This is a genomic window from Bradyrhizobium sp. MI1.3 (assembly GCF_055811695.1).
Genome location: NZ_JBVVPQ010000119.1, coordinates 1 through 13,222, shown reverse-complemented (window position 1 = coordinate 13,222; position 13,222 = coordinate 1). Strand labels below are relative to the sequence as shown.

The 13,222-nt window shown below is 60.0% G+C and carries 5 protein-coding genes and 2 pseudogenes; 3 read left to right on the top strand and 4 right to left on the bottom strand.

Annotated features, from left to right (window positions below; all coding sequences use genetic code 11):
- Positions 1–354: 354 nt before the first annotated feature.
- Positions 355–1,398, bottom strand: a complete 1,044-nt coding sequence (locus AC0L3A_RS38480) for an IS110 family RNA-guided transposase (protein ID WP_473256356.1) — start codon at positions 1,396–1,398, stop codon at positions 355–357.
- A 111-nt stretch (positions 1,399–1,509) separates the two neighbouring features.
- Here AC0L3A_RS38480 and tnpC point away from each other — a divergent pair.
- The 3 genes and pseudogenes from tnpC to AC0L3A_RS38465 all read left to right on the top strand — a co-directional run.
- Positions 1,510–2,274: pseudogene (tnpC, locus tag AC0L3A_RS38475) on the top strand (IS66 family transposase); the annotation flags it as partial.
- Between the two features lie 78 nt (positions 2,275–2,352).
- Positions 2,353–2,937: pseudogene (locus AC0L3A_RS38470) on the top strand (transposase family protein); the annotation flags it as partial.
- Positions 2,938–2,986: 49 nt separating this feature from the next.
- Complete coding sequence (locus AC0L3A_RS38465; RefSeq protein WP_473256357.1) at positions 2,987–3,337, top strand: group II intron maturase-specific domain-containing protein; 351 nt, start codon at positions 2,987–2,989, stop codon at positions 3,335–3,337.
- On the opposite strand, the gene xopAD is transcribed toward AC0L3A_RS38465, so the two are convergent.
- The 3 genes from xopAD to AC0L3A_RS38450 form a co-directional block, all read right to left on the bottom strand.
- Entirely contained in the window at positions 3,334–10,449 is a 7,116-nt protein-coding gene (gene xopAD / locus AC0L3A_RS38460; protein ID WP_473256355.1) for a XopAD/skwp family type III secretion system effector, read from the bottom strand. The genes AC0L3A_RS38465 and xopAD overlap by 4 nt on opposite strands.
- 1,340 nt (positions 10,450–11,789) lie before the next feature.
- Positions 11,790–11,990 (bottom strand): hypothetical protein, encoded by a 201-nt coding sequence (locus AC0L3A_RS38455; protein WP_473256354.1) that lies wholly within the window; start codon positions 11,988–11,990, stop codon positions 11,790–11,792.
- On the bottom strand, positions 11,987–12,859 hold the full coding sequence (locus AC0L3A_RS38450) for a host specificity protein (RefSeq protein ID WP_473256353.1): 873 nt from the start codon (positions 12,857–12,859) through the stop codon (positions 11,987–11,989). Before AC0L3A_RS38450 ends, AC0L3A_RS38455 begins: the two co-directional genes overlap by 4 nt.
- Between the last annotated feature and the right edge of the window lie 363 nt (positions 12,860–13,222).

The window sequence follows — 13,222 nt, the reverse complement described above, 5'->3', positions numbered from 1 at the left end:
CGGTCGGATCTGGACATATGTGCGGGATGACCGGCCCTTCGCCGGACCTGCGCCGCCGGCGGCGGTCTATTACGCCTTCTCTAATCGGCGTGTTGAAGTCAAGCGCAGTCGAGTTTTCCACGTGTGCGGCGTTTGACGTCTTTTCGCGGCCCGCGCTTCTCTTCGGGATCGGCATCATGTCAAAGCCCTCCCACCATGGGGTCAGAAAGAATGATACGGTCCAATCTCGAGCGCATCCTGATGAAGCTCTTGTATCATCGGATAGGCGTAATAACGAACTCATATCATTCACGTCCGCGAAGGACGCCTTCCGCCGCGAGGCGGAACTTTATTATCTAAGCTTGATGGCGAAAATCATCCTGCCACTGCTGGCGCTGCCTCCCGCGTCCAACGGAATTCAGACCCGTCACTCCACATCCGGTGCAGAATCACCGCAAGCCGTCGGGCCAGTGCCACAATCGCCTTCTGCATGCCGCGCCGCTTCGCGACATTCATGGCCCAGGCTTTCAGCCAGGACCATTTCGCGACTCGCGTCAGCAGCGTCTGCGCCGCCTCATAGAGCAGAGTGCGTAACATGCTGTCGCCGCACAGGGTGATACGACCTATTCGCTTGCTCTCACCGGACTGGTTGAGAAGCGGCGTTAGTCCGATCACTGCTCCCACCGCGCGTGACGTTTTGAAACGCGCCGGAATGTCGATCGTTGCCATATACGCCATCGATACGATCGGACCAACGCCGGGCACCGTCATCAGCCGCTGGCAAACAAGATCATTCCGAACTTTAACGCGAACCTTGCGGTCCAGTGTTGCAAACTCCTCCCGCAGCTTCTTCCGCGCCGCAAGCAACGGCTCTATGAACTCTGCCAGATCGGAGAAGCCCTCAAGCAGTTCGCGAATGCGCTCTTCGTATTTACCGGAGCCAACCATGCCGACCTTCAGCCCGAAATTCCGCAGAAGTCCGCGAATGTCGTTCTCGATGGCAATGGCTTTCTCCTGCAGCAGCTTCCTGGCGGTCAGCAGGACGCGGCGCTTCTGGCTCGCCAACGTCTTCACATGCACCGCCTTGAACAGATGGACGCGCATCATCTGGGCAATGCCACGCGCGTCGTTTCGATCGCTCTTGTTCGGCTGCTGTGCCTTGAAGAACGATTTTGTATGCCGGGTCTCGATACAGATCACCGGAAGGCCGGCCTTCGCCAGCCCCTCGTAGAGCCATTGCGACAGTGGACCAGCTTCGAGACCGATCCGCTCCAAATGCCACCGCGGATCACGCAACAGTTCAACAAGATCATCCGGATGGCTGACCAGCTTCCTTTCCCGGCAGACCTCGCCCGTTTCATCAACAATGCATACCGAAGTCTCTTTGACTGAGACGTCCAAACCGGCATAATGCTTCACGCTGCGCTTCCTTTTCTGATGCTTGTGGCAGGTCCTTCCTGATCACGTTTACCATCGGCTCGAAACGCAGCACCTACTTTTTCTCTTCAGGGTAGCAGGATGGGGCGCAACGCCGATTACCCCATCTCGAGCGACCGTCGAGGCGAACATCCACAGAAGCATCTGGCCGCCTTCGCCGGTATCCTGCAAGCCGATTGCTACAACGGCTTCGAGCCGCTGTTCGATCCGCAGAAGAAGGTGCTGCCGATTACACCGGAGTTTTGCTTCGCCCATGCGCGGCGGGGCTTCTTCGAGCTGGCCGACATCGAGAAGAACGCCCGGGAAGGCCACAGGCGCAAACCGGTCTCTCCGATCGCGTTGGAGGCGGTCAGACGCCTCGATGCGTTGTTCGAGATCGAGCGCGCCATCAACGGCCGCGGCACCGACGAGCGGCGCGCCGTGCGCCAGGAGAGAAGCAAGCCGCTGCTCGACGACATGCACACCTGGCTGCTGCGCGAGCGAGAAACCCTCTCACGCTCCTCCGAGGTCCTGAAGCCCATGAATTACATGCTCAGGCGCTGGGCCGACTTTGCCCGCTTCCTCGACGATGGCAGGATCTGCCTCAGCAACAACGCCGCCGAAAGAGCGTTGCGCGGCATCGCCTTGGGAAGGCGCAATTGGACCTTCGCCGGCAGCCTGCGCGGCGCCGAACGCGCCGCCATCATGCTGACGATGATCACCACCTGTCGTCTTAACGATGTCGATCCCAAAGCCTGGCTCTCCGACGTCCTCGCCCGGATCGCTGATCTTCCCGCTTCGCGTCTGCACGAACTGCTGCCCTGGGAATGGAAGCTCCCGCGCCAAGCCGACGAACCCAACGATCAGCAAGCTGCCTAACCTTCACGCAGCGCCATCATAGCCGACCCGGCCCCCGCGCGCATGCGTCAATCAGGCGGCCTTCGTCGTATGCGTACCATACGCGAGCAACAGCAGCGCCAGCGCGGCCCCAAGGTCTATTCCCTGCATGCCCCGGAAGTCGAATGCATCGGCAAAGGCAAGGCCCACCGGCCCTACGAGTTCGGCGTCAAGGTCAGCGTTGCCACCACCATCGGCCGCGCCAAGGGCGGCCAGTTCGTCACCCACGTGAAGTCGATGCCGGGCAACCCCTACGACGGACACACCCTGGCAACCGTGATCCCGGAAATGGAGGCGCTGGTCGGCAATACCCTTGATCGCATCCTCGCCGACAAAGGATATCGCGGCCACAATGCACCGCCAGATCACAAGTTCAGGGTCTTCATATCCGGCCAGAAACGCGGCGTCACATCCGACATCAAACGCCAGTTGCGCCGCCGGGCAGCCGTCGAACCCGTGATCGGCCATCTCAAAGCCGAGCATCGCATGGGCAGAAACTATCTCTGGTACCGCCAGGGCGATGCTGCCAACGCTGTCCTCGCCGGCGTCGGCTACAACTTCCGCCGGCTGATCCGATGGATCCGGCTTTTATTGTGCCAGATTCTCGTCGCCCTCATGCCAACCCGTCAGTCCGCTCCAGCCTGAAAGCCGCGTTCTTCACGGACGACTTGCGAATGACGGGAGCGAGCGACGCATTGCGCCGAAAGCCCTCGACAAGTTCAAAGACCGAATCCGGGAAATCACATGCCGGACGCGAGGGATCAGTTTGCAGCAGATGATCGCAGACCTCACGCCATACCTCATCGGATGGCGCGGGTACTTCGGCTTCTGTCAGACCCCGCGCGTGCTAACGAACCTGGAAGCCTGGATCCGCCGGAGACTGCGCTTGTATCTCTGGCGGCAATGGCGGAACGGGCATAACCGATTCACGGAGCTTCGCCGCCTCGGCATCGCGAAGTTCGCCGCATCGGTCGCTGCCGGTTCACCGACGGGACTCTGGCGCATTGAGGAAGCGACGGCCGTTCTTGAGCTTTTCATTTTTTAGTGCCGGGGCCACAGCGGCTGGAAATGCCCCGGCGTGTGCAGAATGTGCGCCAGTCGACCTCCTTCACCCAGGACAGGATGCACGGTTAGCCTGGCATTCTCATATGGCGACTCTGCCTCGATAGCTTGAATGCGTAGGCCAAATTGGTTCGCCAGCAAGACCCCGACACCCTCAGCCCCGTAAAGGTCGATCTCGCCATGCGGATCGACCGCGGCGATTTGAATTAGGCTGCTCCGCAACGACCGAACCTGTTGCCGAAGTTGGCGAGTCTGCGGCGTTTCATGGTCCTGGCGCCTCGTGTTGTGGGCAAATTGAAGAATCGTATCCAGCAGGCAATTCAGTCCTTGGCCACTGGCTTGTCCCATGTCGGCATTGAATCGCTCCAAGAACGTTTGGAGCGTGTACCTCCACGGACCGACAGGCAAGTCAGGCAGCGATGCGCTCGCGAGTGCCTGTGGCGGCGTCTGGTGATGGGCCGCGGACGGCACGCCGAATGCGGCGGCGCGGTCCCCGTCATAGCCAGGAGTGCTGGCGTGTTGCCACGGATTGCTGACGACGTTTTCGTCGAAATGAGGTCCCCCAAAGCCGGTGGGCATCGCTGAAGGTCCCATGCTTTCGGCGCGGCTGGCGCCACCCCAGTCGTGCGCGCCAGTCGTTCGCCTGTCGCCTGCTCGGTTGCCCTCACCGCAAAGGTGCGCGTGCAGCGTCGTCAGGCAAGCATTCGGGCTATGGAGATCCCGCTGCTGCTGCGGGGCAATCGTGAGATCGGCAAGCCGATAGACAGGATTGCGCACGTGCATCAGGTCTATGATGGTCTGGTTTTGGTCGGCGGTTTGTATCTTCGGACCCCTGGTGTTGTGCCTCAGGTTCCGCCTGATCACGTCCTCGTTGGTATTGAGCCAGATCGATACCGCTTTCTCGCCGACATGATGCCGGATTTCCTCGATCATGAACGCTCCATCACCGGTTGCGAGCACCGCCGGCCCTTGGTCGATCGACTCCCTGATCTCATTCACCTCAAGATTCCTGAAATGCGCCCCACCATCCTCGGCGAGGATCTTAGCTATGGACTTGCCGGTCTTGGCCTCGATTTCTTTATCGGAATCGACGAACCTCAGCCCTAGTCGTTTGGCGAGTGCACGGCCAAAAGTGGATTTCCCGGCGCCCATCATGCCGACGAGCACGATCGGTCGGGCGCCCAGGGCGCCAAGAATCTCCGTTGCGATCCCGGAGCGCGCCGTGCGTCTCGGAGGGGCCACCTGCAACAGACGAGCTAGGCTGGCACCAACAGTACTATCTGCGTCGGCTTCCCAATGGGGGATTCCTATGGCTCCGTCGGGGATGACAACCTTGTTGCAGGCCTGTCGCACTCGCTCCGAGAGTTGCGCTGCTATGGACTGATCCAGGGGCTCTCGTCTGCCTCGCTGCAGCTCCTTGTACGTGTCGTGATTGTCGATCTTGGCCTTGTAGCTGTCTGCCGTGTGGAACTCCACCTCGAAGCGGTAGCCGCCCGGCGTGGCGAGCACAGTCTTGATACCGACGAAGGTCGGCGATCGCATCCTGAACCAGTTGGTCGTGCTGACCTCGGCATAGCCGCTCTCGTCGAAGACGAGAATGGCTTTCTTGAAGGCACGTGTGAAATCCCTATCAGAGAGTTCGAAGACGTGACGTACAGCGTTTTTTATCAGCTGGGCGCCGGCCTCAAGCGGGGCCTGCGTGCCGACGAGCTGGTCTGTCATCGAGCTTTCTGATCTCAAACGCTGAGCAAGATGGGGCATCTTCACCTTGAAGTCGGCTCTGCCGAGGGCTTCGGCAACCGAGATTGCCGTCGGGGTGATGTCCTTCTCTTCGGCTTGAGCGCGGGAAGCCTCCATTTGGGCGCGCTGTGCGGCCTGCTCGCGAGTCAATGTGATTGTCGTGGCGGAATCATCGGTAGCAAGCCTTCGGCCCGAGGGTTTAGGCAGAATGCCTCGCTGGACAGCAAGTTTGATTGAGGCTTGCATGACTGAAGCCGCCAGCGTCGGATTGTCCTGGAGATCCTCCAATGTCGCATCGACATCGAACCGCCCCTGGTTGAGGGTAGCCGCAATGCTCTTGGTGTAAGGCACCAATTTCCACCCTGGTGTTTGTTGTAGCAGGCGCTGAAGGTGCACGCTCTTGAACATAAATATGTGGGCGCCGGTGTCGGATTTACAGGCGTCAGTTCCGATCTTAATGCCGAGGCTCAGGAGATTGTTTGCACTTTGCACGAGGTCGTGCGGATTGTAACCATCCGGTCGCGGGTCGATGCGCGCAGGGTAACGGTCGACGAGAAGCTGGACGCGGTCGCGTGGCTGAGCCGTTGCCGAATAGGTCTCCACCAGCTCCGGGAACAGCTCGCGGAGCGGTTGGCTCATTGCGAGCTGTGCCTCGCTCACGCCGGCGACTGTATCGGGCAGGACTTGCTCATCCAGCCTTCCGGTCCACGCCTTGAGCTCGGCGAGGAGCAACTCGGCGATCTCGCGCGCGACCGGATGGTCTGCCAGCTCGATCTCGTGCCGCACCTTCTCGAGCTTGTCCTGGACATTATGAGCACTGACATGTTCCTGCTCCAACAGGCCTCGGATATCTCGCTTGAGCTCCTGGTGAATGCCTTCGTAGGTGCCGAAGATGGCACGCTCGGCAAACCACTGTCGCCCATCATGGGATTGAGCCAGAAAGCCTCGCTGCAGACCAGCATAGATTTCCAGAACGTTCCGCGTAGCGCCGAGGATCTGCCTGGCGCGACCGAACTTGTAGCGACCGTCCTTAATCGCCGGCGTGTGCGACTTTGGCGGCTTGAGCGAGCTCAATCCGCGAGCTTGCTCCTCTTGATCGAATTGCCTCACATGCTCGTAAAGCTGCGGCCGGTCGCCGATGATGACGAGGCTATCGCCGTCGAAATCGCCGTCAAGCTTCTTCTGTTCACTGGGGGGCACGGCAACCACCGAGCCTGCGGCAAACAATTCGGTCGCCTGCAGGATGCCGACGCAATCGACCGGCGTGTCCGCCTTCGCGCGGTCCTTGCCCTTGGTCCAGCTGGAATGGCACTTGACGTCCTCGGCAGACATCACTAGACTGCGGTCCGCGAAATCGGCCGGCCACATCTCATCCGGCACCACGATCAAAAGTCCTTTGGCAAAGAAAGTCGGATCATCGGCTGCCAACTCCTTCCCCGACTTCTGGGCGACATTGAAACTGTATTGCATGGTCACGCACTGATCCAGAAACGCCGCGGTCGGGTCGCCATCAGCGGCAGATCTGACCTTGTCGGGGGCGAACGGGCGGAGGTTGGGCTTGTCATAAGGAGATCGCCCGATCAGCACGCCACCACCGCTCAACGTCTTGCTCTTGAGCGTCGGAATATGGAGACACTCATCACCGGACGGAACAGCAATCGCGCCGACGCCATCAATATGTCCGGCCGTTACCGTTCGAAACAGCTCGTCGGACGTCAACTCCGGCTCTTCTTTGCGCTCAAGCCAGATCCTGGCCTTTTCTCGGGCCTCATCCGCCACTTGCTCGCTGCGCGGATAGTGCTGCAGCGCCGAGACTGGCAGGGATGATTTCCTTCCCTCACCAAAGGCAGGCATCTGGTCAGGACCTTCCTGCTCGCCGCCGCGACGAACAGCTGGCATAAGGTTGGCCAGCGAGGCCCTGATGAAGCCGCAGCCGTCATGCGGTCGCAGCGCAATAGGGCGGTCCGGCCCCCTCAGCTTGAAGGGATGCTCCTTGTCGGCCGGACGGTCTGGCAGCAGCGCCAGTTTGAAGGCGCCTTCCAGCGCGTAGTCGTGCGGAGATAGCCCTTTGATGGCCGGAGGCGCCGCAAATCCCCTTCGCTGGGTATAATAATAGGCCTCTTTGAAAGGGGCCCAGGCGCGCGACAGCTGCTCGAAGGCCGTGCCAGGTGCGGTTTCGGCATAGGGAATCGCCAGCAGCTTTCCCCCGGAAGAAGGCTTTGCTAGCTCGCCTGGAGCACGGGCCGCAATCTGAGACACGGTCAATCGCGGCGCCTTTAACTTGCTGCCACCGAACAGGTCCATGCGGTATGGCACACCGTTGACGCTCACCGTACGCGCCAACATGAAGGCGCTCGGGGTTCCTGGTAGCTGCACCGCAACGACCTTCACCGCCCCCGAGGTCAGGCGATGAAAAACTGAATACCGTCTCTCCGGCTCCGTGGCCACCGGCCGCCCCTGCATGTCCACCACCGGCAACTGCATCAGTCCCGCGTCACCCTGCGGCTGTCTGGGCTCGTGATCCATGGTTCGCAAGACCTGATGCATGTCGAAGACCGAAGAAGGATGTTGGGCCTGGATCGCCGCCGCATCCTGCTCCATGAATAAGTCCAGCGCCTCCACTGGATTGTCCGCCTCGATCTGTGCGATCAGGTTCCAGCTCATGCTGGAAAGGTCGTTTTCAATGAGACCGCGCGTCCTGTCCAGGATCTCCTTGGTTTTGCACTCCAGTTCTTCCTGCCTCACCCGCAAGTCGGGCCCCCTGCCCTCGACATACGGTGACGTGAACAATCTCTCCAGGACCGCACGGGCCTTGAGCGTCTGATAGATTGATAAAGCGGGGCGGCGACTCGCAAGCGGCCCACGGGTCCGCTCGGCATCGCCTGCGCTCAGATGCGCCTCGATCTTCTGCTCGATCACGAGTTGGAGGTCGTTGAGCACGTTGAGGGCCTGCGCGCGGTGCCGGCGCAGCAGCTTCTGTGGACTGCGCGCCAGCGGCAGCAGAGCAGCACACAGATTACCCAGGGTTTCCAGATCGGTCTGGATCGTAAAATCAGGGGCTTGACGCAATTCCGAGAGCCGATTCAAGCCTGTCGATGCGAGCAAACCAAGATCATCAAACAGCCGAGCCTTACCCAGCGCCTTGAAAATGGTCGTGATGTCCAGAACGTCAGCGTGCCCCAGGCAATCATCATCATAGTGCAAGTAGTGCGCGAGCTTGTGCAACCGATCCTTCGGCAGAGCGGCGTCCGTAATCTCCCCCCTGTCCTCTGCCCTCATGATCATTCGCGACAGAGCATTGGCGAGCATACTCAGCTGAGGCGTGGTGAACACGCCGAACCGTTGTCCTCGAGCACCCAATCCGCGCGCGATGTCCATCGTGGACTGCCGGCACGCCGCCTCTTCCGGCCACTTGCTGAACCCGTTCACCAATGTCGCCAATGCTTGCGGAGTAAGATGAGAGAACTGGTCGACGCAGCGAATGAATACACCGGCGATTGCGACTGCGGCGTCGCGACAGTCCGCCCTGTCCGGCCACTTGCCGAAACCATTCACCAGGTTAGCTAGGTGCTGATGAGTAAATTCAGAGAGTCGGACGCCGCGGCGAAGGACCTCGCTTGCGATCGCGCCGGTGGCTTGGCGAGACCATTCCTTTTCCGGCCACTTGCTGAAACCGTTCACCAGGTTAGCTAGGTGCTGATGAGTAAATTCAGAGAGTCGGAGGCCGCGGCGAAGGACCTCGTTTGCGATCGCGCCGGTGGCTTGGCGAGACCATTCCTTTTCCGGCCATTTGCTGAAACCGTTCACAAGGTTCGCCAAGTCCAGTTGATTAAAATCAGAGAGCCCTACCTGGTCGCGCGCGGCGCGGCGACTGACCTCAGCGGCAATCTCTCCAGCGGCTTGGCGAGTCGCCGCCTGTTCCGGCCACTTGCTGAAACCGTTCACAAGGTTCGCAAGGCTTTGGTGATTAAAAGCAGAGAGCCGGGCGCGGCGGCCACGACGGAGGACTTCACCGGCGATCGCGCTTGCGGCTTCGCAAGACGCCGCCTCTTCCGGCCATTTGCTGAAACCATGCACCAGGTTCGCCAGATTCTGGCAAGTAAAATCAGAGAGTTGGGAGCGGCGGCGAATGAGCTCACTGGCGATCGCGACTGTGGCTTGATGACAGTCCGCATTGCCCGAGCATTTGCTGAACCCGTTCACCAGATTCGCCAGTTCTCGGTGAGCGAATTCAGAGAGCAAGGCATGGCGGGCGGGGCGGAGGACCTCGCCCGCGATCGCAATTGTGGCTTGGCGATAGACTGCCTCTTCAGGCCATTTGCTGAAACCGTTCACCAAGTTCGCCAGATCCTGGTAATTAAAATCAGAGAGCCCTACCTGGTCGCGCGCGGCGCGGCGACTGACCTCAGCGGCAATCGCTCCAGTGGCTTCGCGAGGCGCCGCCTGTTCCGGCCACTTGCTGAAACCGTTCACAAGGTTCGCCAGGTCTTGGTGATCAAAAGCAGAGAGCTGGGCGCGGCGGTCACGACGGAGGACTTCACCGGCCATCGCGCCTGCGGCTTCGCGACACGCTGCCTCTTCCGGCCATTTGCTGAAACCGTGCACCAGGTTCGCCAGTTCTTGGGGAGAAAAGTCAGAGAGTCCGCCACGGCGGTCGCGGCGGACGACCTCGCCCGCGATCGCAACTGTGGCTTGGCGATAGACCGCCTCTTCCGGACACTTGCCGAAGCCGTTCACAAGGCTCGCCAGCGCCTGGTGATCAAATACAGAGAGCTCGAAGTCATTGTGAGAGCGGCGAAGGACCTCACCGGCAATCGCTCCGGTGCCTTGGCGAGACCACTCCTCTTCCGGCCACTTGCTGAAACCATTCACAAGGTTCGCCAAGTGTTGCTGAGAAAAATCAGAGAGCCACAAACGGCGGTCGGTGCGACGACGGACCTCTCTGGCGACGGCTTCCGCGCCCTCACGGGTTTCCGACGGTTGCGTCCACTTGCTGAAACCATTCACCAGCAACGACAGGCTTTGACTATTCAGCGCTCCAAGTGCCTCGCCTTCATCGCGGCAGAATTCGGCGATTCTGATCGTTCCATTGCGGCATGTCCTCGACTGCGGATGCCGACCAAATGATGCCGCGAAGAGCGAAAGAGCTTTGGGGTCGACTTCGCGCACCAGCGCACCATGAAGCTGTGACACCCGAGCTGCCATCGCCTTGCAAGCTTCGATACGTTCCTGACCTGCGGCCTCGCGACTCAGCGCGTTGCATGTCGTGGCGTATCCCCATGATTTCCCGCGGCGGATATCGTCCTCGAAGCGCTTGACAAACCGACTTCTAAACTCGGCGGCAGCCTTTTGCAAGAAGGCTGCATGGACCCCGTCGCCCGCCCCCCGCAGCCGTCTGTCATACTCCACCACTGCACGTGAGAATCCGACGATGTCACGCGCGACGCAAATCGCGTGTAGAGCTGCGTTAGATTGTTGTTCTGAAATTGCACTTTGAATGCCTGGCGTGGCGACATCATCCAGGCGCCGCCTTTTTGATCCGTGGTCCAAGCCGGATACGAATTGCCTGTGCGAGGAACGGGCACTTTGTTGTGAACTCCTGGACTGATCGGCACCGCGGCCCTCGGCACCGGCACGCGACGAACTTTCTTCCCAATTTGACGCGCCCCGATGCGGCAAATAACGAAAACCGGGCTGGCAGTCTCGCGTACTAACGGAGGGATCGGCTGACGTGCGGCGTCGGACATCGCTGGTCGAAGGTGGCCTTTGAGCGGAGAGCGTACCTAACTCTTGATTTTCAGAGCGCAAGTTCGGCCCTTGGATGCTCCGCGTGGCGGCATTGTCGACACACTTCCTTTTTTGGTCGCCACTCAGGTCGGCGACGGATTGTGCATGGGACGGGAGCGCGCCTCGTGCCAAGCCCCCGGCGGCCTGATCGGCGGGCCGGGATCCGCCATCAGATCGCAACAACCTAGTTTCACGATTTGGTGCCCCATGATGGCGCTTCGGATGTCGCTCTGAACCTGAGCCGTGGATGGTCTCTGCAAGCACCTCAGCGATGCGCCGCTTTCGTGATTCGCCATCCATGTCGGGCAAGCAATGGCTAGGCGGCGGGAGCGAGCCTAGTTGCGAGCCTTCGGCCGCTCGATCGCCGCGCCGAGGCCCGCCACCCGAACGGAGAGAGAGTACTTCCCGACGTGGTGCGCCGCTAGAATCTCTAAAAAGTCGCTCCGCACCCGAGCCATCGACGGTTTCCGCAGATATATCGTCCATGCGCCGCCTTTCCGTTCCGGCGCCTCGGTCGTCACCCCCAGATCGCCCGGGCAGCGGAAGCGAGCCTGTTTGCGAGCTCTCTGGATGTCCGCGCCACAACTCTCCATCGAAACGCGACGAGCTAGATTCTGCTCGGGGAGGGAAGCGCCAACGGCTCCCACTGGTCGCGCGCTGCAGCTGTTGCGCCAGGCTTCGATGTGCACTGAAAACAAACCTATCGGGCAAGACATCGTCGCTACTGGGCGCGGCGCGAGACGAGGGCGCCCTTGGCTCCTGAAGCTCAGAGCGCACCTGGTCGACGACAGAACCGAATGATTGGCCGCCTTCTGCAGAGCGCGCCGTCGAACGAGACGCCTCTGCCCCTTCAGAGAGGTCGGCTCCAAGCTCCGAGACATGCGGCTTACCGCCCCCATCGATGCGTGTCACTGCCCACCTTCGATGCAGGCGAGAATGCGCCAGCCGCAGTGTTTGGTCACCTCGACGAATTCGATCTCGCTTGCCCCGCCGACCTCATCACGTCGTTCCTTGCGGCTGAGGATGGACCGTCGATCTCGATATTCAACGATCCGCTTGGATCTCGATAAGTTCTGAACGTCGTTTTCGGACCTGCGCGAGCGTTTCATTCAAGTTCACTTCTGAACCGGCCCGTGCAACCTTGTTCCACAGCCAATTTTCGAAGAGCGCGCTCCAGGTAATACGAGGGATCATCGTCAGACGAATCCGTCTCGAAGCTCTCTTGAGTATCGCTATCCTCGACTTTGGAAAGATACTTTGCAGGCCTGTCTACTCGCTGCCACTGGTCGTTCTCGTTCTTGGTCCACACGTCGGGATGCTGGTGAGGATCAAGCACCCAGTTATTGCGACCCACGTGAACAAAACCCATTTCCGCTAGACGGGGTTCCATACCCCCTACGCCAGGACGCGACAAGACCAACGGATGATCGCCGTCCATTCGCAGTTGATGCTCCAGCAGGATATCGCCCGCGTTCTCGACGAGCGGATGAGTAACGCGTAGATCTACCACGGACGTGATATCGTTACGCCCGAACTGTTGGCGAAAATGGTCTCCCTTGATCCGGACCGGGCCTCCGGCTCTTAAAAGCCCTACAGCTTCGTCACCCAACTGATAGCTGAAAAATCGCGCGGGCTCATCCGGATCATCGTAAGTACTGGAATAGCCTCCAGCGACAGCTGCAGTCCGCTCGGCTTTCTCCGAAACAAAATTCGAGTACTCTTGTGGGTTACTAGCGATGTGCCTGATGTCATTTGACAAAAATCTCTTCACTCGGCGCATGAACGATTCTCGGTCGACAATCTTGATTATGGGCGGATTGGAGCGCAGGGAGTATGGCGTCGCGCCCGACGACGACTCACCTCGCTCCATGGCGGCAACCGCTTCGGCAAAACGGGTGCTATCTCCCGCATCTCCCGATTTATCAGCCTGGTTAGCGCTTGTGGACTGGCTGGATGAGCCACCGATTCTGCCATACATCAGACGCTCCGGCATTGGCAAATTGCACGCGATTGAGCTTGTGCCACGAAAGCACTGCCAACGAGGATATATAAGCTAGCTGACCACAACCTGACCAAAGCATCTGTCCGCACGCCGACGCGAGGGCCAAGCACTCTGCTGAAGACTCATTCGCGTCAAGCTATAGGCGGTGTGGACACCTATCGCATCCATAGAACGACGGCAACGAAAGTGACAACGACTCGGCACCTTCGAGCGGTTCTTTCGAGCGGGTTGCGACGCGACGGATCGTATTCCTCCGTTGAGTGCCGCCTTGTTTGACGGACGCGAACGCTGCAGGTCCTAGGGGTAATCCTAGGAGAAGCGCTATGACGATTTCGAGGG